Raw genomic sequence first — 23,614 nt, forward strand, 5'->3', positions numbered from 1 at the left:
TATTGAACAAACAGGACATGAAATTTGGTTGATTAAATTTACAAAATATTTTTAACATGAAACAATCATTTTTGATTTATAAAAAAAACACTATATTTGCACAGTTATTTATTAAAAAACTAGATAATGAGGCACGCAAAGCGTGCCTCTTTTTATAAAATATGACATTTAAAGATAAAGTAAACGGCTTAGTAATTGAGGCATTGTTGGAGAAACCTTCTGTTTTTCTGATTGATTTGACAATAACGGATAGTTTTAAAATTATCGTGAATTTAGATGGCGATAATGGAGTAGCTTTGCAGGATTGTATTGATATAAGTCGTGCAATTGAAAATAATTTGGACCGAGAAGAGCAAGATTTTTCTTTAGAAGTAGCCTCGGTAGGTGTTGGTTCCCCCTTGAAAATGGTACGCCAATACAAGAAAAATGTGGGTAGAACATTAATAGTAAAATTAGCAACCGAAACAATTGAAGCAGAATTAGTTGAAGCTAATGATAATTTTATAATTTTGTCATGGAAAGCTAGAGAAGCCAAAAAGCTAGGAAAAGGAAAAGAAACGGTTCAAAAAAGACAAGAAATACCGTACGTAGAAATAAAAGAAGCAATTGTTACAGTAACATTTTAATTAAATAGTTGGCATGGAAAATTTAGCATTAATCGATTCATTTTCAGAGTTTAAAGATGATAAACTTATTGATCGTGTAACGCTTATGGCGATATTAGAAGATGTGTTTAGAAATGCATTGAAGAAAAAATTTGGATCAGATGATAATTTCGACATCATTATCAATCCAGATAAAGGAGATATGGAAATCTGGCAAAGAAGAGTTATCGTTGCGGATGATGATTTAGATTTAGAGCATTTAGAAATTACATTGTCTGACGCTAGAAAAATTGAGCCTGATTTTGAAATAGGAGAAGAAGTTTCAGAAGAAGTGAAACTAATAGATTTAGGAAGAAGAGCTATTTTAGCATTGCGTCAAAACTTGATTTCTAAAATTCATGAGCACGATAATACTAATCTTTACAAACAATTTAAAGATTTAATAGGCGAAATTTATACTGCCGAAGTACATCACGTTCGTCCAAGAGTTGTAATTTTGATTGACGACGAAGGAAATGAAATTGTTTTGCCAAAAGAAAAACAAATTCCATCTGACTTTTTCCGTAAAGGAGATAACGTTCGTGGAATCATTGAAAGCGTTGAATTAAAAGGAAATAAACCTCAGATAATTATGTCTAGAACTTCAGAAAAGTTCTTAGAAAAATTATTTGAACAAGAAATTCCAGAAGTTTTTGACGGATTGATTATTGTAAAAAATGTAGTGAGAATTCCAGGCGAAAAAGCAAAAGTAGCTGTAGATTCGTATGACGATAGAATAGATCCAGTTGGTGCTTGTGTGGGAATGAAAGGATCCCGTATTCACGGAATTGTTCGTGAATTAGGAAACGAAAACATTGATGTTATCAACTATACAAGCAATATTCAATTGTATATTACTAGAGCATTGAGTCCTGCAAAAGTTTCTTCTATCAAAATAAATGAAGACACAAAAAGAGCGGAAGTGTTTTTGAAATTAGAAGAAGTTTCTAAAGCAATTGGTAGAGGTGGACACAATATTAAATTGGCAGGTCAATTAACAGGTTATGAGCTTGACGTAATTCGTGAAGGTGATGTTGCGGGTACGGTTGCAGATGAAGACGATGTTGAATTAACTGAGTTTTCAGATGAAATTGAAGAATGGGTTATCGAAGAATTTGCAAAAATTGGTTTGGATACAGCAAAAAGTATCTTGAAACAAGATGTAGATGATTTGGTTAGAAGAACTGACCTAGAAGAGGAAACAATTCTAGATGTAATGAAAATACTAAAAGAAGAATTTGACAGCTAGTCAATTCTTTAAAAAAATAAATTTCAAACCTTATTTTCTTCTCTAGCAGAGAGTTAGTTTGAGGAACAATAAAGAAGGTAATATTAAAAAGGTTTTATGTCTGAAGAGAAAGTTATTAGAATAAACAAAGTTTTGAGGGAATTAAATATTTCTTTAGAAAGAGCTGTGGAATGTCTTAAAGATAAGGGGGTTTCTGTTGAATCAAATCCTAACACAAAAATTTCTGAAGCAGAATTCAATATCCTGCAAAATCAATTTGCTGGCGACAAGGGGAATAAAGAGGCTTCCAAAGAAGTAGGGGAAGAGAAAAGGAAAGAGAAAGAAGCATTGCGTATTGAACGAGAAAAAGAAGTTGAAGACAAACGCAAACAGGATGAAGAGCGTCAAAAAAGTCAAGAAGTCATCAGAGCTAAGGGTACTATCTCTGGGCCAGTTCACGTTGGAAAAATTGATCTTAATCCAAAAAAAGTAATTCCAACTCCAACACCTGAACCAGTTGTTGAAAAAACTCCACCACCAGTTCCAGTAGCCGAAATTCCTCAAGCAAAACCTATTCTAAGCGAACCAATTCAAAAAGAGACTCCGTTAAAAGTGACTCTTCCAAAAGAACCAGTTCAAGAAAAAGTGATTCCTGAAGCAATAGTGAATAAGCCTGTTGCTGAAGCTAAAGAGATTAAAACGGAAGCTGTAGCTCCTAAAGCAGCAACTCCTCAAGTAAACGAAGTGCCTGCTGAAGAAACAATCACAACAAAATACCAAAAATTATCTGGTGCTACTTTAACGGGGCAAACCATTGATTTATCTCAATTTAATAAACCTAAAAAGAAAAAAGAAGAGCCAAAAATCACGCCTAACAAACCCGGAACTCCTGGAGCTCCTGGAAGTGCGGCAAATAATGCCAACAAAAATAAAAGAAAAAGGATTGCTCCAAAACCAGGTGCGCCAAGACCACCAGCAACGCCTGGAGTTCCCGGAGCACCAAATCCAAATAAAATCACTCCAAATGCTGGAGGTGGTGGAGGATTTAATGCTAACAGAGGTGCAAGACCTGGCTTCGTAAAAGGAGCGAGACCTGCTATTGTTGCTAAAGTTGAGCCTACCGAAGAAGAAGTTAAAAATCAAATTAGAGAGACTTTAGAGAAACTACAAGGAAAAGGTGGTAAATCGAAAGCAGCAAAATATAGAAGAGATAAAAGAGATACACACCGTCAAAAGTCCGATGATGAACAAAGAGCATTAGATGAAGGTAGCAAAACCATTAAAGTTACAGAGTTTGTAACTGTTGGTGAAATCGCTATTATGATGGATGTGCCAATTACTAAAGTGATTGGAACTTGTATGTCACTTGGAATTATGGTTACCATGAATCAGCGTCTTGATGCAGAAACGCTAACCATTGTTGCGGATGAATTTGGCTATGAAGTAGAATTTATCACTGTTGATATTGAAGAAGCGATTCAAGTTGTTGAAGACAAAGAAGAAGATTTAGTTTTCAGAGCTCCTATCGTTACTGTAATGGGTCACGTAGATCACGGTAAAACATCTTTATTGGATTATATTCGTAAGGAAAATGTTATCGCAGGTGAGTCAGGAGGAATTACACAGCACATTGGTGCTTACGGAGTAACTTTGGAAGACGGTCAAAAAATTGCTTTCCTTGATACACCAGGTCACGAAGCGTTTACCGCAATGCGTGCGCGTGGTGCTCAAGTTACCGATATCGCTATTATTGTAGTAGCTGCCGATGATGATATTATGCCACAAACCAAAGAGGCCATTTCTCACGCTCAAGCTGCTGGTGTTCCAATTATATTTGCTATCAATAAGATTGATAAACCAAATGCTAATGTTGAAAAAATAAAAGAAAAATTAGCAGGTATGAATTTATTGGTTGAAGATTGGGGAGGAAAAATTCAATCACACGATATTTCAGCTAAATTCGGGATGGGTGTTAAAGAATTATTAGAAAAAGTATTATTAGAAGCAGAACTTTTAGATTTGAAATCTAATCCTAATAAAGCGGCACAAGGAACTGTTGTTGAAGCTTATTTAGATAAAGGGAAAGGATATGTTTCTACCATATTAGTACAACACGGAACTCTAAGAGTTGGAGATTACATGTTGGCAGGAAAACATCACGGTAAGATTAAAGCGATGCATGATGAACGTGGAAATATTGTTAAAGAAGCTGGACCTTCTACACCTGTATCTGTATTAGGTTTAGATGGTGCTGCAACTGCTGGTGATAAGTTCAATGTTTTTGAAGACGAAAAAGAAGCCAAACAAATTGCGGCCAAACGTTCTCAATTGATGCGTGAACAATCTGTTCGTACACAACGACACATTACTTTAGATGAAATTGGACGTCGAATCGCTTTGGGTCAATTTAAAGAATTGAACATCATTCTTAAAGGTGACGTAGATGGTTCTGTTGAAGCCTTGTCTGATTCGTTCTCTAAACTTTCGACTGACGAAATCCAAATTAATATTATTCATAAAGGAGTTGGAGCGATTACTGAAACCGATGTTATGTTGGCTTCTGCTTCGGATGCGATCATCATTGGATTTAATGTTCGTCCTGCTGGAAATGCAAGACAATTAGCCGACAAAGAAGAAATTGATATCCGTTACTATTCTATCATTTACGCCGCAATCGACGACTTGAAAGATGCGATGGAAGGAATGTTGGCACCAGAAATGAAAGAAGAAGTGCTTGGTACTGCCGAAATTAGAGAGTTGTTTAAAATCTCTAAAGTAGGTACCATTGCAGGATGTATGGTTGTGGATGGAAAAATTCTAAGAAATGCCAAAATCAGAATTATTCGCGAAGGTGTTGTGGTTCACACAGGTGAGCTAATCGCCTTGAAACGTTTCAAAGACGACGTGAAAGAAGTTGCCAAAGGGTACGATTGTGGTATTCAAATAAAAGGATACAACGACATCGAAGAAAGAGACGTTATCGAAGCCTTCCACGAAGTAGCTATCAAAAAGAAATTGAAATAAAATTTCGATTATTATATAAAAATCCCGAGCAATCGGGATTTTTTTTGTTTTAAATGGCAGTTATTGTTTTTCTCAAATAACAGGAATTTTTAGTAGATTTGTTTAGATTCAATTAGAAATAGCACAGAAAGTAATTCTGCACTATTTGTGTAAAATTAAGTTGAAAATGTTGGAACCTAATAAAAATCAAAACAAGATAATATTAATATTCTTAATTAGTATTTTATCGCTTGTGTTTTCCTGTAAGAGGGATAAGCTTATAGAAAAAAGAAGAACTAAAAACTTAACTGAAACTACAGCTTTTGTAAAGTTTGTTTTTCCTGACACTGTATATGTAAATAAATTATATAATGGTAAAATAGAATATAAAGGAGTTTTAGATACTATAACAACTAGCTTTGATGAAAAAATAAAAAGTAGATACATCTCGTTTTATATGACTAAAACCAAAAACATAGATTATGAAATGAAACAATTATATAAGATTAAACTTGATACTTTTGGAGCGATTGATAATAGAACAATACCCTTTTATGATTTAAAATTTACTGAGTTGGGAGTCAATTATATTGATGGAATAATAAATGATCATATAACTATTGATACATTAACTAAACCAAAACCTACTGATAAAGTTAGATACATTGAAAACGTACTTCGTGCAACTCACAAAGTTGTTGTAATTGAAAGTCCAAAATAGGAAATCAAACTATTTTAGGTATAACGAAAATATCTCGTAAACATTAGCTTAAAATTGCATTCTGTAGCATGAAACACAAACAAAAAAAGCAACCCAATTGGAGTTGCTTTTTTTGTTAGAATTAATCAGAAAATCTATCTACTCGGCTTTATCAAAAGTACATTTTTGTATCTGTCTTTAATGTCTGCCAAAGTTTTTTCAGCTTCGATTCTGGTTTTGTAATTGCCAACCCAAACTTTATAATTTGGCGTATTAAAGATAATTGTAGCATCAATATCTTTGAATTCCTGCCTGAATTCGGTCAAAGTTTTTTTAGCAATTTCGCTAGTGCCTGTATAAATTTGAATTTTATAGGAGTCATTTACAGTAAGCGAAGCATTTATTTTTCTTTTTTCATTCAGTAATTGTTCAAATTTGGGGTCTTGATTTACTGTGTTATTTTGGTCTTGAGCTATGGCATAATGCGAATAAAAGCCAAGGAATAAGAAGGTTAGTATGGCTTTGATAGGGGTTATATTTCTCATAGTGATAGTGTTTTTATGCAAAAATAGTGTTTAATAAATAATTCAAACGAAAGGCGCTTATTTAGAATTGGTATAAATTATATTTAAGACTATTTTAAGGTTTTGAGAATAACACATAAAGTGTATTTTTGTCGAATATTTTAAGAAAAATGATTTTTGTCATATTTTATGTTTACAAAAAGTCATATTCAATATTGTAGATAATCACTAAACTATATGAAAAAGGTGGGTTACCATAATTCGATTACAAGAAAATTATATTTAAGTTTAGCTTTAATGCTAAGTTTATCGTTAAGTTCTTATGCGCAAGAAGCGGCTCCAGCTGCAACAGCAACTCCGGCAGATGCTACTGCAGCTCCTGCAGCTAGTTCTGGTGGAGATGCAGTAAAAGGAAAAGAAATTTTCAATACAAATTGTGCTGCATGTCACAAACTTGATGCCAAAGCAACTGGTCCAGCTCTTAGAGGTGTTGGAGCTAAGTATGAAAAAGCTTGGATTTACAAATGGGTTCATAACAGTTCTGATTTAATTAAATCAGGTGATGCTCAGGCAGTAAAAGTTTTTGAAGCTAATAACAAAATTCCAATGACTGCTTTTCCTCAATTGTCGGAAGCTGATATTGATAATATCATCGCTTACACAATGGAAGAAAAAGCTGCTGCTCCTGCTGCTCCAGTTGGTGGAGAGAAAGTTCCGGGAACTGATGCAAATACTGGTGGAATTTCAAACAATGTAATTCTTGGTGCTTTGTGTTTAGTAATGGCAATACTTATTGTAATGCTAGTTTTGGTAAACAATGTTTTAAGAAAAGTGGCTTCTGCAAATGGAATTGATGTGGTTTTAAAAGAGCCTAAAATATCCATTTGGAAAGCATTTGTTAAAAATCAATTTTTAGTTTTGGTTTCTGTAATATTCTTAATGTTGTCAGGTGCTTACTTTGTTTATGGTTACTTTATGCAAGTAGGTGTTGATCAAGATTACTCTCCAATTCAACCTATACATTATTCTCACAGAATTCACGCAGGAAGTAACGGAATCAATTGTAATTACTGCCACTCGGCTGCAAGGGTTGGAAAATCTGCTGGAATTCCATCTTTGAATGTGTGTATGAACTGTCACAAGAACATTTCTGAAGTTTCTGACACTACTGCAACTGCTGAGTATTCTAAAGATTTTTACGACAAAGAGATTGCAAAACTATACAAAGCGGTAGGTTGGGATAAAGACAATCAAAAATATACCGGAAAAACAGAACCTGTAAAGTGGGTTCGTATTCATAACTTGCAAAGTTTTGTTTACTTCAATCACTCACAACACGTTAATGTTGCTGGAGTTGAATGTCAAACCTGTCATGGTCCAGTTCAAACTTATGAAGTTCAAAAACAATTTGCGCCACTAACGATGAAATGGTGTGTAGATTGTCATAGAAAAACTGAAGTAAAAATGGAAGGGAATGAGTATTATACCAAAATTCACGAACAACTTTCTAAAAAATACGGTGTAGATAAATTGACTGCAGCGCAAATGGGAGGTTTGGAATGTGGTAAATGTCATTATTAAAAAAAGCTAAAAAGAAAGTCTTTGGTTTGTAGTTTGTAGTTTCAAACCAAAAACCAAAAACCAAAAACAATAAACAATATTTATAGAATATGTCATCAAACAAAAAATACTGGAAAAGTGTTGAAGAGCTAGACGGAAATAGCTCTATTGTTGAGGCGCTTAGAAATAACGAATTTGTTGAAGAAATTCCTACTGATGAATTTTTAGGAAATGGCGATAGTTTGTCATCTTCTGCTACAACACGTCGTGACTTTTTAAAGTACGTTGGGTTTACCACAGCGGCAGCCACACTTGCAGCTTGCGAAGGTCCTGTACATATGTCAATACCTTACGTGGTTCAACCAGAACAAATTATTCCTGGAATTGCAGATTATTATGCAACTACAGTTTTTGATGGTTACGATTTTGCTAATCTGTTAGTAAAAACTCGTGAAGGGCGTCCTATCAAAATTGATAATAATACAATGCCTGGTGCAAAATTTGCCGCCAATGCTAGAATCCATGCGTCAGTATTGTCATTATATGATAGTATGCGTTTGAAACAACCAAAAATTGCAGGTAAAAATGCTACTTGGGTTGAAGTGGATTCAAAATTAAAATCAAGTTTGGCTGATGCTAAAGCTAAAGGAGGCACTGTTGCTCTTTTGACTAGTACTTTAGCAAGTCCTTCAACCGAAAAGTTGATTGCTGAATTTCTTAGTAAAAATCCAAACGCAAAACACGTTGTTTACGATGCTGTTTCTGAATCAGAAACATTAGATGCGTTCGAAGCAGTTTATGGAGAAAGAGCTTTGGTTGATTATGACTTTTCAAAAGCTTCGGTTATTGTTTCTGTTGGTGCAGATTTCTTAGGAGATTGGCAAGGTGGGAATTATGACTCCGGCTATGCAAAAGGAAGAATTCCACAAGGACCAAAAGGAAATCAAAAAATATCTCGTCATTTCCAGTTAGAAGCTAATATGACTTTGTCTGGTGCTGCTGCTGATAAACGTGTTGCAATTTCAACCGCTAATCAAAAACAAGCATTAGTCCTTATATATAATACAATTGTTGGTGCTTCGGTTCCAGTATCATTGGATGCAAAATTAAAAGCTGAAGTTACTAAAATTGCTCAAGAACTTGCAAAAGCAGGAAGTAAAGGTGTTTTAGTTTCTGGTATTCAAGATAAAAACGCACAATTGTTGGTTTTGGCCATCAATCAAAAATTAGCAAGTGAATCTTTTTCAACTGTTGGAACTAGACAAATTAGAAAAGGATCTAATTTATCAGTATCTCAGTTGGTTGCTTCTATGAAATCAGGAGGCGTTCATACTTTGATAATGAGTGGAGTGAATCCAGTTTATTCTTTATCAAATTCAAAAGATTTTGTTGAAGGATTGAAAAAAGTAAATCTTTCTGTTTGCTTCTCTATGAAAGAGGATGAGACTGCTGCCGTTTCTACAATTGCTGCTGCTGCACCTCATTATTTAGAATCTTGGGGAGATGTAGTTATTACAAAAGGAACTTATAGTTTGACTCAACCAACGATTCGTCCTTTATTTGATACTAAACAATTTCAAGATGTTTTATTGTCATTGAATGGTATTCCTGGAACGTATTATAATTATTTAAAATCAGTAGCTTCTTCTGTAATCGCTGGTTCTTCTTGGAATCAAGTATTGCACGATGGATTCTATGTAGGAGCAATTTCTTCTGCAAGCGCCGGTTCTGCTGATTATACAGCTGCTGCAAGTGCTTTGTCTCGTGCAAAAGCATCTTCAAACTTAGAGTTGGTTTTATATACTAAAACAGGTTTAGGGGATGGTCAACAAGCAAACAATCCTTGGTTGCAAGAATTTCCAGATCCAATTACAAGAGTTTCTTGGGATAACTATGTTACGGTTTCGAATGCTGACGCTAAAATTTTGGAATTATCAAACGAAATTGTTGCTAACGGAGGTTTGAACGGAAGTTATGCTACTATCAAAACGGCAGATGGAGTAACATTAGAAAATGTTCCTGTTATCGTTCAGCCAGGACAAGCTGTAGGTACTGTAGGCTTGGCTTTTGGTTATGGTAAAAAAGCAGCATTAAAAGAAGAAATGCAAGTAGGTGTAAATGCTTACTCTTTATATAAAGACTTTAATAATGTACAATCTGTTACTTTGACAAAAGGAGCAGGAGAACACGAATTTGCTTGTGTTCAAGGACAAAAAACCTTGATGGGTAGAGGAGATATTATCAAAGAAACAACTTTAGAAATATTTAATACCGCTAAGAATCCTGAAATATGGAATCCGCAACCAATGGTTTCATTGGATCACAAAGAAGTTAAATCAACAACTGTAGATTTATGGGATTCATTTGATCGCTCTGTTGGACATCATTTTAATCTTTCGATAGATTTAAATGCTTGTACAGGTTGTGGATCTTGTGTTATTGCTTGTCACGCAGAAAATAACGTTCCTGTAGTTGGAAAATCTGAGGTAAGAAGAAGTCGCGATATGCACTGGTTGCGTATCGATAGATATTATTCTTCTGAAGAGACTTTTGAAGATGACAACAAGAAAAAAGAAGAATTGGATGGTTTAGATTTGACAGGATTTGTACTTGGAGATGAGGAAACAAAAGGTTCTTTAGGTGGATTTAGAAAAATGGAACACGCATCAGATAATCCACAAGTTGCTTTCCAACCTGTAATGTGTCAGCACTGTAATCACGCACCTTGTGAAACAGTTTGTCCTGTTGCAGCTACATCACACAGCCGTCAAGGTCAAAACCATATGGCATACAACAGATGTGTTGGTACTCGTTACTGTGCAAACAACTGTCCTTATAAAGTACGTCGTTTCAACTGGTTCTTATACAACAAAAACAGCGAATTTGATTTCCATATGAATGACGATTTAGGTCGTATGGTATTGAATCCAGATGTAAGCGTTCGTTCTCGTGGGGTTATGGAAAAATGTTCTATGTGTATTCAAAAAACACAAGCTACTATTTTGGCAGCCAAAAACGAAGGAAGAGTTATTGTTGACGGAGAATTCCAAACAGCATGTTCAAGTGCTTGTACTACTGGTGCAATGGTTTTTGGAGATGTTAACGATACAGAAAGTAAAGTTGCCAAATTAGCTGAAGACGAAAGAATGTATCATTTGTTAGAACATGTAGGTACAAAACCAAACGTTTTCTATCACGTTAAAGTTAGAAATACTTAAGATAATTTTAAAAATCAATTTAAAGGATTATGTCTCATATATACGACGCGCCCATTAGAAAACCTTTAATCATAGGTGATAAAACTTATCACGATGTAACAGTAGATGTTGCTGCTCCTGTTGAAGGAAAAGCCAACAAACAATGGTGGATTGTATTTTCAATCGCACTTACAGCTTTCCTTTGGGGAATGGGCTGTATTATTTACACCATTTCTACTGGTATTGGAACTTGGGGATTAAACAAAACAGTAGGTTGGGCTTGGGATATTACTAACTTCGTTTGGTGGGTTGGTATTGGTCACGCAGGAACCTTAATTTCAGCAGTACTTTTATTATTCCGTCAACGTTGGAGAATGGCCATTAACCGTTCTGCTGAAGCAATGACGATTTTCTCTGTAATTCAAGCGGGTTTATTTCCAATTATCCACATGGGGCGTCCTTGGATGGCTTATTGGGTTGTTCCAATTCCGAATCAATTTGGTTCACTTTGGGTAAACTTCAATTCACCATTACTTTGGGATGTATTTGCAATTTCAACTTATCTTTCGGTTTCATTAGTTTTCTGGTGGACTGGTTTATTACCTGATTTCGCAATGCTAAGAGACAGAGCTGTTACTCCTTTCAGCAAAAGAGTGTATTCAATTTTGAGTTTCGGCTGGAGCGGTAGAGCAAAAGACTGGCAACGTTTTGAAGAAGTTTCCTTAGTTCTTGCAGGTTTGGCAACACCACTTGTACTTTCGGTACACACTATTGTATCTATGGACTTTGCTACTTCGGTAATTCCAGGATGGCATACTACAATTTTCCCTCCATACTTTGTGGCTGGAGCGGTTTTCTCTGGATTTGCAATGGTAAATACCTTGCTTATTATTATGAGAAAAGTTTCTAATCTTGAAGCTTATATCACTATTCAACATATCGAATTGATGAATATCATCATTATGATTACGGGTTCTATCGTAGGTGTTGCTTATATCACTGAATTGTTTGTTGCTTGGTATTCAGGAGTTGAATACGAGCAATATGCTTTCTTGAATAGAGCTACTGGACCTTACTGGTGGGCGTATTGGTCAATGATGACTTGTAATGTATTTTCACCACAATTTATGTGGTTCAAAAAGTTAAGAACAAGTATTATGTTTTCTTTCATTATCTCGATTGTAGTAAACATTGGAATGTGGTTCGAAAGGTTTGTAATTATTGTAACTTCATTACACAGAGATTACCTTCCTTCATCTTGGACAATGTTTTCACCAACATTCGTTGATATTGGAATTTTCATCGGAACAATTGGTTTCTTCTTTGTATTATTTTTATTGTATGCAAGAACATTCCCAGTGATTGCACAAGCAGAGGTAAAAACAATTTTGAAAGGAACTGGAGATAATTTTATAAAAGCGAGAGCAGCAAATAAAGATTCACACCATGAGTAATAAAGTAATACACGCCATTTATAATGACGATGATATATTGATGGATGCCGTAAAGAAAACACGTGCAGCTCATCATCATATAGAAGAAGTTTTTACTCCATTCCCAGTTCACGGGTTGGATAAAGCAATGGGTCTAGCACCAACCAGATTAGCCATTTGTGCTTTCATTTATGGTTGTGTTGGAATATCATTTGGAACTTGGATGATGAATTTTATTATGATTCAAGATTGGCCACAGGATATAGGTGGTAAACCAAGTTTTAGTTATATCGAAAATATGCCAGCATTTGTACCAATTATGTTTGAAGAAACGGTATTTTTTGCAGCACACTTAATGGTAATTACTTTTTATATGAGAAGTAGATTGTGGCCATTTAAAGAAGCTGAAAATCCTGATGTTCGTACTACTGATGACCATTTCTTGATGGAAGTTGCAGTAAATAATAACGAAAAAGAATTAATTTCTTTCTTCGAAAACACAGGAGCAGTAGAAGTTAAAGTAATTGATAAGCATTAATTGTGGATATGAAAAGCATATATAAAATAACACTTTTAGTAGGTATTACTATTTTGGTTTCATCTTGTAAAAATGATTCAAAACCAAATTACCAATACATGCCTAATATGTATGAGCCAGTAAGTTATGGTACTTACTCCCAAGCTGACGTTTTTAAAGGTGGTAAAGAAGGACAACTTCCTGTAGAGGGCACCATAAATAGAGGATTTGAAGTTTATGAATATCCAAATACTCCTGAGGCTTTGATTGCTGTTAAAGCAGCAAACTTGAAATCGCCTCTTGGTGTTTTGTCTGAAAAAGATATAGAAAAGGCTAAAGGTCTTTTTGAAATTTATTGCGCTATTTGTCACGGAAATGCAGGTGATGGACAAGGGAATCTTGTTAAGCAAGGTAAGTTTTTGGGTGTTCCTAATTATAAAGATAGAGAAATCAACGAAGGAAGTATTTTTCATGTTGAAACTTATGGTCTTAATAATATGGGTTCACATGCCAATCAATTGAGTAAAAAAGAGCGTTGGATGGTTGCGTCTTATGTGATGGATCTAAAAAGTAAATTATAATTGTAGAACAAACTCATTGTATTAGATATGTATACATTTTCAAGTAAATTAAAAACATTTTCTCTAGTCTTAATGGTTGTAGGCTTTTTAGGAATAGGATATGGTTTTTTATCTGCACCCAAAAATATTCAAGACGTAGAAAAAATTCTAGCTAAACAAGAACATGGTGGTCATCAAGAAGCAACACATGCCTCTGCAAATGAACACGCTGTTGCTACTGAAGAACACGCTACAACAGAAGTAGAGCATATTGCCGTTGAGCCGAATGCTGAAAAAGCAGTAACTGATTCGGTTACTGAAGTTGCTGATTCTACTGAAGCAAAAATTGCAACTGAAGCAGTACAAGCTGTAGCATCTCATAAAGCTGAGCCAGTTAAACACGAGGTAAACGAAGCAGCTGAACACGAAGAACATTTAAACCACGTTTTACATCAATTGCAAAACAAACCTTGGTCTGCATTATATGTTGCTTGTATTTTCTTTATGTTAGTATCTCTTGGTGTATTAGCTTTTTATGCTATTCAACAAGTGGCGCAATCGGGTTGGTCTCCAGTTTTGTTTAGAGTAATGCAAGGGATTACGGCTTATCTTCCAGTAGGATCTGTTATCTTTTTTGTGATATTACTTCTTTGTGGATTGCACATTTTCGATTCTAATCATTTATTTGTTTGGTTGGATCCTCAAGTTGTTGCTCACGATGAATTGATTCAAGCTAAATCGGGTTATTTGAATTTCCCTTTTTGGATCGTTAGAGCGGCAATATTTTTAGCTGGTTGGAATCTTTACAGATTTTATTCAAGAAAAAATTGTTTGGCTCAAGACGAAGCTAATGATGATAATTTCTATAAAAAGAATTTTAAATTGTCTGCAGGTTTTCTAGTATTCTTTATTGTTTCTGAATCTATTATGTCTTGGGACTGGATTATGTCAATAGATCCACATTGGTTTAGTACATTATTTGGATGGTATGTTTTTGCTAGTTTCTTAGTTAGTGGTGTAACAGTTATTTGCTTAACTACTTTGTATTTGAAATCAAAAGGATATTTAGAATATGTAAATACAAGTCACATTCATGATTTAGCAAAATTTATGTTTGGTTTTAGTGTGTTTTGGACTTATTTATGGTTCTCTCAATTTATGTTGATTTGGTATGCCGATATTCCTGAAGAAATTACTTATTTCGTAACAAGAATCCAACTTTATAATCTTCCGTTCTTTGGGGCTGTAGTTATGAATTTTGTTTTCCCATTGTTGATACTAATCAATACTGATTTCAAAAGAATATCTTGGGTACTTGTAATGGCTGGTACAGTAATATTATTAGGTCACTATGTTGATTTTTTCAATATGATTATGCCAGGTACAGTAGGTGATCAATGGTTTATTGGAATTCCAGAAATATCTTCTGTGTTTTTCTTCTTAGGTTTATTCCTTTACGTAGTATTTACAGCATTGACTAAAGCGCCTTTGTTGCCAAAAAGAAATCCGTTTATTGAAGAAAGTAAACATTTTCATTATTAATATTTAAAAAAAAATAGATGACAAGTTTGTTGGTAATTATAGTTTTAGTTTTATTATCTATTGCTTTGTGGCAGTTGACTAAAATTTTCGATTTGACACAGGTAGGAAGCATTAAAGATGATTCACAAGTCGCTAATGATGGTGATAATAACGTTCAAGGTTATTTGATGTTTGGTTTCTTGGCATTCATTTATATTTTTACAATCTATGGATTGATAAAATGGGGTCCATTAGTACTTCATACTCCAGCATCAAAGCATGGTAGCATGGTAGATAGTTTGATGAATATTACTTGGGTTCTTATTTTTATAGTTCAGGCTATTACTCAGGCATTAGTTCATTATTTCTCATTCAAATACAGAGGAAATAAAAGTAATAAAGCCTTGTATCTTGCTGACAATAACAAATTAGAGGTTATATGGAGTGGTATTCCAGCAATTGTTTTGACAGGTTTAATTCTTTATGGTCTTTATGCTTGGACTGATATTATGTTTGTGGACAAAGATGAAGATACAATCGAAATCGAATTATACGCTCAACAATTTAAATGGACTGCAAGATATTCTGGAACAGATAATGTTCTTGGTAAAGCCAACGTTAGATTAATTGAAGGTGTAAATACTTTAGGTGTAGATTTATCTGATCCTAACGCACAAGATGATATTGTTGTTTCAGAATTGCATATTCCTAAAGGAAAAAAAGTACATTTCAAGATTAGATCACAAGATGTATTGCACTCAGCTTATTTTCCACATTTTAGAGCTCAGATGAATTGTGTTCCGGGAATGGTAACAGAATTCGCTTTCGAACCAGTTTATACTTCAGATGAATATAGAGCTATGCCTTTTATGGTTGAGAAAGTAAAAAAAATTAATGATTTGCGTCAAGCTAAAAGTAAAGAACTTGTAGCAAATGGTTTGCCAGCTCTTGATCCTTATACTTTTGATTACCTTTTGCTTTGTAATAAAATATGTGGTGCTTCTCATTACAATATGCAAATGAAAGTTGTTGTTGATACACCAGAAGATTTTAAAACTTGGTTAAGTGATAAGCCAACTTTGGTTCAAGAAGTTAAGGCTGCTAATGCACCAAAACCTGTAGAAGGTGCAATAGGTGCGGATTCAACAAAAACAAATGATACTGCCGTTATTGCTAAAATTGCAATGAAATAATAATAAAGAAAAATTTAAAGTAAAACAGATATGTCAGCAGAAGGTCACGATCACGAACATTCACACGAACACGAACACCACCATAAAGACACTTTTATTACTAAATATATTTTTAGTATAGATCACAAAATGATTGCCAAACAATACTTGATTACAGGTATTATTATGGGTGTTATTGGTGTGGTGATGTCAATGCTTTTTAGAATGCAATTAGCTTGGCCAGAAGAATCTTTCAAAATTTTCAATGTTTTGTTGGGTGATAAATGGGCTCCAAATGGAGTTATGGCCAATGATATTTATTTAGCCTTGGTAACGATACACGGAACTATAATGGTTTTCTTTGTGTTGACCGCAGGTTTAAGTGGAACTTTTAGTAATTTATTGATTCCATTACAAATTGGAGCAAGAGATATGGCCTCTGGTTTTTTGAATATGATTTCCTATTGGTTATTTTTCTTATCTAGTGTTATAATGGTAAGTTCTTTATTTGTTGAATCTGGACCTGCTAACGCTGGTTGGACTATTTATCCTCCTTTGAGTGCTTTGCCACAAGCTATTTCGGGTTCTGGAGCAGGTATGACACTTTGGTTGGTTTCAATGGCATTGTTTATTGCGGCTTCCTTGATGGGCTCTTTAAATTATATCGTTACTGTAATCAATCTTAGAACAAAAGGAATGTCTATGACAAGATTGCCACTTACTATTTGGGCTTTCTTTGTAACGGCAATTATCGGAGTTATTTCCTTTCCAGTTTTATTGTCAGCGGCTTTATTGTTGATTTTTGACAGAAGTTTTGGGACTTCTTTCTTCTTGTCTGATATTTATATTGCTGGAGAAGTTTTGCATTATCAAGGTGGTTCACCAGTTTTGTTTGAGCATTTATTTTGGTTCTTAGGTCACCCTGAGGTTTATATCATTATTTTGCCTGCATTGGGTATTACTTCTGAAATTATTGCAACAAATTCTCGTAAACCAATTTTTGGTTATAGAGCGATGATTATGTCTATATTGGCAATCGCATTTTTATCGACAATCGTTTGGGGTCACCATATGTTTGTATCAGGAATGAATCCATTCTTAGGGTCTGTGTTTACATTTACCACTTTATTGATTGCAATTCCTTCGGCTGTAAAAGCTTTTAATTACATTACAACACTTTGGAAAGGTAACTTGCAATTAAATCCTGCGATGTTGTTCTCAATAGGTTTAGTATCTACATTTATCACAGGTGGTTTGACAGGAATTATTCTTGGCGACAGTACTCTAGATATTAATGTTCACGATACTTATTTTGTGGTAGCTCACTTTCACTTGGTAATGGGTATTTCTGCTCTTTACGGAATGTTTGCTGGAATTTACCACTGGTTTCCAAAAATGTTTGGTAGAATGTTGAACAAAAACTTAGGGTATGTTCACTTTTGGGTAACTGCTGTTTGTGCTTATGGTGTTTTCTTTCCAATGCACTTCATCGGATTAGCTGGTTTGCCAAGACGTTACTATACAAATACAAACTTTCCATTATTTGACGATTTGCAAAATGTTAACGTTCTTATTACTACATTTGCTTTGATAGGTGGGGCATTTCAATTGGTGTTCTTATATAATTTCTTCTCTAGTATTTTCTATGGTAAGAAAGCAGTTCAAAACCCTTGGAGATCAAACACTTTAGAATGGACAACTCCTGTAGAGCACATTCACGGAAACTGGCCAGGTGAAATTCCAGAAGTACACCGTTGGCCATATGATTACAGTAATCCTGCTCACGATGAGGATTTTGTACCGCAAACAGTTCCAATGAAAGAAGGAGAAGTAGTTCTTCATCATTAAAATTTAAAAATATTATATTAAAATGCCTTTCGTTTTGAAAGGCATTTTTATTTGCTCATAACTTTGTTATATTTGTAGAATGAATGAAAATTTAGACCCAACAAACAAAGGCTTTAACTCAGAGGAACTTGATCTTGAAAAAAGATTAAGACCCTTGTCTTTTGATGATTTTGCAGGTCAGGATCAAATACTCGAAAACTTGAAGGTTTTTGTTCAAGCGGCCAATCAACGAAATGAAGCCCTTGATCATGCACTATTTCACGGCCCTCCAGGATTAGGAAAAACTACTTTGGCTAATATTCTCGCCAATGAATTGCAAGTTGGAATCAAAATTACTTCTGGACCTGTTTTAGATAAACCAGGTGATTTGGCAGGTTTATTGACCAATCTCGAAGAAAGAGATGTTTTGTTTATTGATGAAATTCACCGTTTGAGTCCCATTGTCGAAGAATATTTATATTCGGCTATGGAAGATTTCAAGATTGATATTATGATTGAATCAGGGCCAAATGCTAGAACCGTTCAAATCAATTTGAATCCGTTTACATTAATTGGTGCTACAACTCGTTCTGGATTATTGACCGCTCCAATGCGAGCTCGTTTTGGGATTTCATCGCGACTACAGTATTACACCACCGAACTTTTAACAACAATAGTCGAAAGAAGTGCATCCATCCTTAAAATGACTATTTCTATGGAAGCCGCTATCGAAATTGCAGGTCGAAGTAGAGGAACACCTCGTATAGCCAATGCCTTATTGCGAAGAGTGCGTGATTTTGCTCAAATCAAAGGAAATGGAACCATCGACATAGAAATTGCTAGATATGCTTTAAAAGCCTTAAATGTTGACGCTCACGGTTTGGACGAAATGGATAATAAAATCCTAAACACCATTATCGATAAATTCAAAGGAGGACCTGTAGGATTATCCACTTTGGCAACAGCCGTATCTGAAAGTAGCGAAACTATCGAAGAAGTGTACGAACCCTTTTTGATTCAAGAAGGTTTCATTATGCGAACACCAAGAGGAAGAGAAGTAACTGAGAAAGCTTATAAACATTTGGGGAAGGTTAGAACGAATGTTCAAGGAGGTCTTTTTTAGGTTTTAATTTTCAAGTAATTGTTTAACAATAAAGAAAAACATACCCAATTCATCAAATCCGAGGCTAAACGCCTCGGTTTTTTGTCTTGTGGTATATCCAAGGCGGGGTTTCTCGAAAAAGACGCACCACGATTGGAAAAATGGTTGAATAAGCAAATGAACGGTCAAATGTCTTATATGGAAAATAATTTTGACAAGCGTTTGAACCCAACTTTATTAGTAGATGATGCCAAAAGTGTGGTTTCGCTTTTGTTGAATTATTATCCTTCCGAATTTCAGAATGAAGAAAGCTATAAAATTTCAAAATATGCCTACGGTCAAGATTACCATTTTGTCATTAAAGACAAATTGAAAGAATTGTTGTTTTCGATTCAATCCAATATAGGCGAAGTATCAGGAAGAGCTTTTGTAGATTCGGCACCCGTTTTAGACAAAGCCTGGGCAGCCAAAAGCGGTTTGGGTTGGATTGGTAAAAACGGGAATTTATTGACACAGAAAGTGGGGTCTTTTTATTTCATAGCCGAACTTATTATCGACCTCGATTTAGAATACGATCACGCAACCACCGATCATTGCGGTTCTTGCACAGCCTGTATTGATGCTTGTCCGACCAATGCTATTGTTGCGCCTTATGTGGTTGACGGTAGTAAATGTATTTCCTATTTTACCATCGAACTCAAAGAAAACATTCCACAAGAAATGAAAGGTAAATTTGATAATTGGGCATTTGGTTGCGATGTTTGTCAAGATGTTTGCCCTTGGAATCGCTTTTCGAAAGCTCATAACGAACCTCTTTTTACTCCGAATAAAGAAATGCTTTCGATGTCTAAAAAGGATTGGACAGAAATCACTGAAAATACTTTTAATTTGGTTTTTAAAAATTCTCCTGTCAAAAGGACCAAATATTCTGGAATTAGGCGAAATATAGATTTCCTAAAAGAGTGATTTTTAAGTTAAAATTGTACTGTGTTTTATAATTTTTTGTTTTAAATATTTGATTAGGGTGTTGTAAAATTAGTTTTTTTTTCTAATTTTATAATTCAATTAAATTATTCTATTATGACAGTAAATCAAATATTAGCAAAAAAGGGGAAAGAAGTATATTCAGTACCGCCTTCCATCACAGTATATGAAGCTTTGGTAAGCATGAGTGAAAAAAATATTGGAGCTATTTTAGTAGTAGAAAACGATCTTTTGATAGGAATTTTATCCGAAAGAGATTACGCTCGAAAAATTGCTTTGAAAGCTAAATCTTCGAAAAAAACATTTGTACATGAAATTATGGCAAATAATGTTATTACTGTAAAACCTAGTGACAACTTAGATTATTGTATGGATTTGATGTACAACAAAAAAATTAGACACTTGCCAGTAGTGGAAAATGACAACATTCTAGGTATTATTTCTATTGGTGATGTTGTAAAATCTATAATAGATTTACAAAAAGAAACAATTCAGTACTTAGATTCTTATATAAGCGGTGGAAAATCATAAATTATTATCACAAAATAGTTAAAATAGCTGCGAATTTTGCAGCTATTTTTTTTTAACATAAGACTTTATTTTTGTACAAAAATGAAGTCTAAAAAAGCCTCCTTTTTAATGCAAATCTGCTATCTTTGATTGTCAGATTTAAAATTAACATAATGGATAAGAATAGCAAACGATTAGAAGCATTACTATATCATGCAAAACCAACACCTGGAAAAATTCAGGTTGTACCTACAAAAAAATACGCAACCCAAAGAGATCTTTCTTTAGCCTACTCACCCGGAGTTGCTGAACCTTGTTTAGAAATAGCAAAGGACATCAATAACGTTTATAAATATACTGCAAAAGGAAATTTAGTTGCAGTAATATCAAATGGAACCGCCGTTTTAGGACTTGGCGATATTGGACCAGAAGCAGGAAAACCAGTAATGGAAGGAAAAGGATTGCTGTTCAAAATCTTTGCAGGTATCGATGTATTCGACATTGAAGTTGGGACAAAAGATGTAGAAGAATTTATTCAAACCGTTAAGAATATTTCGCCAACCTTTGGCGGTATTAATCTTGAAGATATTAAAGCTCCTGAATCTTTTGAAATAGAAAGAAGATTGGTCGAAGAATTGAACATTCCAGTGATGCATGACGATCAGCACGGGACAGCAATAATTTCGTCAGCAGCATTATTAAATGCTGTAGAATTAGCGGGAAAAAAACCTGAGGATTTGAAAATGGTAGTTTCAGGTGCAGGTTCAGCGGCTTTGGCTTGTGCTAATATGTATGTTTTACTTGGACTTAAGGTCGAAAATATATTAATGTTTAACAGCAAAGGCGTTTTAACAAAAGACAACTCATCATTGTCAGCTATGCAATTGTTGTATGCAACAGACAAGAAACCTATGAGTCTTGAAGAAGCCTTGGTGGGCGCAGACATCTTCTTAGGATTATCTTCGGGAGATATTATGACTCCAAAAATGTTGTTGGGAATGGCAGAAAATCCTATCGTTTTTGCGATGGCAAACCCAAATCCAGAAATTGCATACAATCTTGCTATTGCCACTCGAAAAGATGTTATTATGGCAACAGGACGATCTGACCATCCTAATCAGGTGAATAATGTACTAGGTTTCCCCTATATTTTTAGAGGAGCTTTAGATGTTCGCGCTACCAAAATAAACGAAGAAATGAAAATGGCTGCCGTGAGAGCTCTCGCTGCATTAGCTAAAGAACACGTGCCAGAACAAGTAAATATTGCCTATGGAGCAACTAAATTAACTTTTGGTCGCGAATACATCATACCGTCTCCATTCGATCCAAGATTGATAACTGTTGTCGCTCCAGCAGTTGCAAAAGCAGCAATGGATTCTGGTGTGGCACAAAATCCAATTCACGATTGGAAAAAATACGAGGAGGAACTATTAGACCGAATGGGTAGTGATAATAAAATGCTTCGAATGATTATCAACAGAGCCAAAACTAACCCTAAGAAAATTGTATTTTCTGAAGCAGATCATTTAGACGTTCTTAAAGCTGCACAAGTCGTATATGAAGAAGGAATTGGCTTCCCAATTTTGTTAGGAAAAAAAGATGTTATTTTAGCATTGAAAAACGAACTTGGTTTTGATGCCGATGTTCCAATTATTGACCCTAAAACTACCGAAGAAGAAGTTAGAAGAAATAAATATGCCAAAGCCTATTGGAAAACCAGACAAAGAAGAGGAATCTCTTTGTTTGATGCTCAGAATCTAATGCGAGAAAGAAATTATTTCGCCGCAATGATGGTCAATCAAGGGGAAGCAGATGCATTATTGACGGGGTATTCCAGAAGTTATCCGTCAGTTGTGAAACCAATGTTGCAACTAATAGACAAAGCACCTGGAGTTTCACTTGTAGCAACTACAAACATGATGATTACGAGTCGTGGTCCAATGTTTTTATCGGATACCGCCATTAACACAAATCCAACTGCAGAAGAGCTGGCTAAAATTGCCATTATGACTGCGAATGCTGCAAAAACACTCGGAGTTTCGCCTGTAATAGCTATGATATCTTTTTCGAATTTTGGTTCTTCAACCAATGAAAGTGCATCCAAAGTGAGACAAGCGGTAGAATATTTGCATAAAAACCATCCAGATATGATTATTGATGGTGAAATTCAAGCCGATTTTGCTTTAAATCCTGAAATGTTGAAAGCAAAATTCCCGTTTTCTAAACTAGCAGGCAAAAAAGTAAATACCTTGATTTTCCCTAATCTTGAAGCTGCAAATATTACTTATAAACTGTTGAAAGAATTGAACAAAGTAGATTCTATTGGTCCAATTATGTTGGGAATGGGAAAATCAGTTCACATCTTCCAATTAGGGGCAAGTGTAGAAGAAATGGTAAGCATGGCTGCAATTGCAGTGATTGATGCTCAAGAAATGGAAAAGAATAAATCAAAAAAGTAAAATAATTTTTACTCAATAGCAGGACTTATATAAATTTAATAAAAATTTATATAAGTTTTGTTATATTTGGGCACATTTATCAAACCGTATGATCGCACATTTACAAGGTAAATTAGTAGAAAAAACGCCAACTCAAGTAGTAATAGACTGCGGTGGAGTAGGTTATCACGTAAATATATCTTTGCATACCTATTCATTGCTTCCCGCAACTGATTTTATTAAATTGTTTACACATCTTCAAATAAAAGAAGACTCCCATACTTTATTTGGATTTGTAGAAAAATCTGAAAGAGAAATATTTAAATTATTGATATCGGTTTCTGGAATTGGAGCAAGTATAGCCAGAACCATGTTGTCTTCATTAGATCCCAAACAAATTACAAATGCAATTGCATCAGGTGATGTGGTCACTATACAATCTATAAAAGGAATTGGCAGTAAAACGGCTCAAAGAGTAATACTCGATTTGAAAGAAAAAGTGCTAAAACTTTATGATTTAGATGAAGTTTCGATCTCGCAAAACAATACAAATAGAGATGAAGCGTTATCTGCTTTGGAGGTTTTAGGTTTTGTTCGAAAAGCTTCTGAAAAAATAGTAGAAAAAATCATTAAAGATGCTCCAGAGAGTTCAGTAGAATATATTATCAAGCAAGCTTTAAAAAACTTATAAAAC

Annotated in this window: 18 protein-coding genes; 17 read left to right on the top strand and 1 reads right to left on the bottom strand. The window is 34.6% G+C overall.

What is annotated here, in order from left to right:
- The first annotated feature begins 161 nt into the window (after nt 1-161).
- From rimP to C3L50_RS06225, 4 genes are all read left to right on the top strand, one after another.
- On the top strand, nt 162-626 hold the full coding sequence (gene rimP / locus C3L50_RS06210; RefSeq protein WP_103805296.1) for a ribosome assembly cofactor RimP: 465 nt from the start codon (nt 162-164) through the stop codon (nt 624-626).
- A gap of 13 nt (nt 627-639) precedes the next feature.
- Nucleotides 640-1,893, top strand: coding sequence for a transcription termination factor NusA (nusA, locus tag C3L50_RS06215; RefSeq protein WP_103805297.1), 1,254 nt, complete (start codon nt 640-642; stop codon nt 1,891-1,893).
- Between the two features lie 96 nt (nt 1,894-1,989).
- Nucleotides 1,990-4,896, top strand: coding sequence for a translation initiation factor IF-2 (gene infB / locus C3L50_RS06220; RefSeq protein WP_103805298.1), 2,907 nt, complete (start codon nt 1,990-1,992; stop codon nt 4,894-4,896).
- Between the two features lie 166 nt (nt 4,897-5,062).
- Nucleotides 5,063-5,596, top strand: a complete 534-nt coding sequence (locus tag C3L50_RS06225; protein WP_103805299.1) for a hypothetical protein — start codon at nt 5,063-5,065, stop codon at nt 5,594-5,596.
- A gap of 134 nt (nt 5,597-5,730) precedes the next feature.
- Here C3L50_RS06225 and C3L50_RS06230 read toward each other — a convergent pair whose 3' ends face one another.
- A complete protein-coding gene (locus C3L50_RS06230) occupies nt 5,731-6,120 on the bottom strand; it encodes an SPOR domain-containing protein (RefSeq protein WP_103805300.1) in 390 nt (129 codons plus the stop codon).
- A 216-nt stretch (nt 6,121-6,336) separates the two neighbouring features.
- Between C3L50_RS06230 and C3L50_RS06235 the strand changes: the two genes are divergently transcribed.
- The 13 genes from C3L50_RS06235 to ruvA all read left to right on the top strand — a co-directional run bounded on the left by C3L50_RS06235 (nt 6,337) and on the right by ruvA (nt 23,611).
- Entirely contained in the window at nt 6,337-7,680 is a 1,344-nt protein-coding gene (locus C3L50_RS06235) for a c-type cytochrome (protein WP_103805301.1), read from the top strand.
- 89 nt (nt 7,681-7,769) lie between these two features.
- Nucleotides 7,770-10,877 (top strand): TAT-variant-translocated molybdopterin oxidoreductase, encoded by a 3,108-nt coding sequence (locus C3L50_RS06240; RefSeq protein WP_103805302.1) that lies wholly within the window; start codon nt 7,770-7,772, stop codon nt 10,875-10,877.
- Between the two features lie 29 nt (nt 10,878-10,906).
- Nucleotides 10,907-12,310, top strand: coding sequence for an NrfD/PsrC family molybdoenzyme membrane anchor subunit (gene nrfD, locus C3L50_RS06245; RefSeq protein WP_103805303.1), 1,404 nt, complete (start codon nt 10,907-10,909; stop codon nt 12,308-12,310).
- Complete coding sequence (locus tag C3L50_RS06250) at nt 12,303-12,827, top strand: DUF3341 domain-containing protein (RefSeq protein ID WP_103805304.1); 525 nt, start codon at nt 12,303-12,305, stop codon at nt 12,825-12,827. The genes nrfD and C3L50_RS06250 overlap by 8 nt, the downstream gene beginning before the upstream one ends.
- 8 nt (nt 12,828-12,835) lie before the next feature.
- Nucleotides 12,836-13,387: a c-type cytochrome gene (locus C3L50_RS06255; protein ID WP_103805305.1), complete on the top strand. Its 552-nt coding sequence runs from the start codon at nt 12,836-12,838 to the stop codon at nt 13,385-13,387.
- A 27-nt stretch (nt 13,388-13,414) separates the two neighbouring features.
- Entirely contained in the window at nt 13,415-14,908 is a 1,494-nt protein-coding gene (locus tag C3L50_RS06260) for a quinol:cytochrome C oxidoreductase (protein ID WP_103805306.1), read from the top strand.
- A 17-nt stretch (nt 14,909-14,925) separates the two neighbouring features.
- Entirely contained in the window at nt 14,926-16,080 is a 1,155-nt protein-coding gene (locus C3L50_RS06265) for a cytochrome c oxidase subunit II (RefSeq protein ID WP_103805307.1), read from the top strand.
- A gap of 30 nt (nt 16,081-16,110) precedes the next feature.
- Nucleotides 16,111-17,907 carry a cytochrome c oxidase subunit I gene (locus tag C3L50_RS06270; protein WP_103805308.1) on the top strand — a complete coding sequence of 599 codons (1,797 nt, stop codon included), beginning with the start codon at nt 16,111-16,113 and terminating at the stop codon, nt 17,905-17,907.
- A 79-nt stretch (nt 17,908-17,986) separates the two neighbouring features.
- Nucleotides 17,987-19,009, top strand: coding sequence for a Holliday junction branch migration DNA helicase RuvB (ruvB, locus tag C3L50_RS06275; protein WP_103805309.1), 1,023 nt, complete (start codon nt 17,987-17,989; stop codon nt 19,007-19,009).
- An 18-nt stretch (nt 19,010-19,027) separates the two neighbouring features.
- Nucleotides 19,028-19,954 carry a tRNA epoxyqueuosine(34) reductase QueG gene (gene queG, locus C3L50_RS06280; protein ID WP_103805310.1) on the top strand — a complete coding sequence of 309 codons (927 nt, stop codon included), beginning with the start codon at nt 19,028-19,030 and terminating at the stop codon, nt 19,952-19,954.
- A gap of 114 nt (nt 19,955-20,068) precedes the next feature.
- The gene (locus C3L50_RS06285; RefSeq protein ID WP_103805311.1) at nt 20,069-20,503 is read left to right on the top strand and encodes a CBS domain-containing protein; all 435 of its coding nucleotides are present in this window, start codon (nt 20,069-20,071) and stop codon (nt 20,501-20,503) included.
- A gap of 152 nt (nt 20,504-20,655) precedes the next feature.
- Nucleotides 20,656-22,941: an NADP-dependent malic enzyme gene (locus tag C3L50_RS06290; protein ID WP_103805312.1), complete on the top strand. Its 2,286-nt coding sequence runs from the start codon at nt 20,656-20,658 to the stop codon at nt 22,939-22,941.
- 88 nt (nt 22,942-23,029) lie between these two features.
- Complete coding sequence (ruvA, locus tag C3L50_RS06295; protein WP_103805313.1) at nt 23,030-23,611, top strand: Holliday junction branch migration protein RuvA; 582 nt, start codon at nt 23,030-23,032, stop codon at nt 23,609-23,611.
- Nucleotides 23,612-23,614: the final 3 nt, after the last annotated feature.

Source organism: Flavobacterium alvei (assembly GCF_002920895.1).
In the GTDB taxonomy this organism is placed as follows: Bacteria; Bacteroidota; Bacteroidia; order Flavobacteriales; family Flavobacteriaceae; genus Flavobacterium; species Flavobacterium alvei.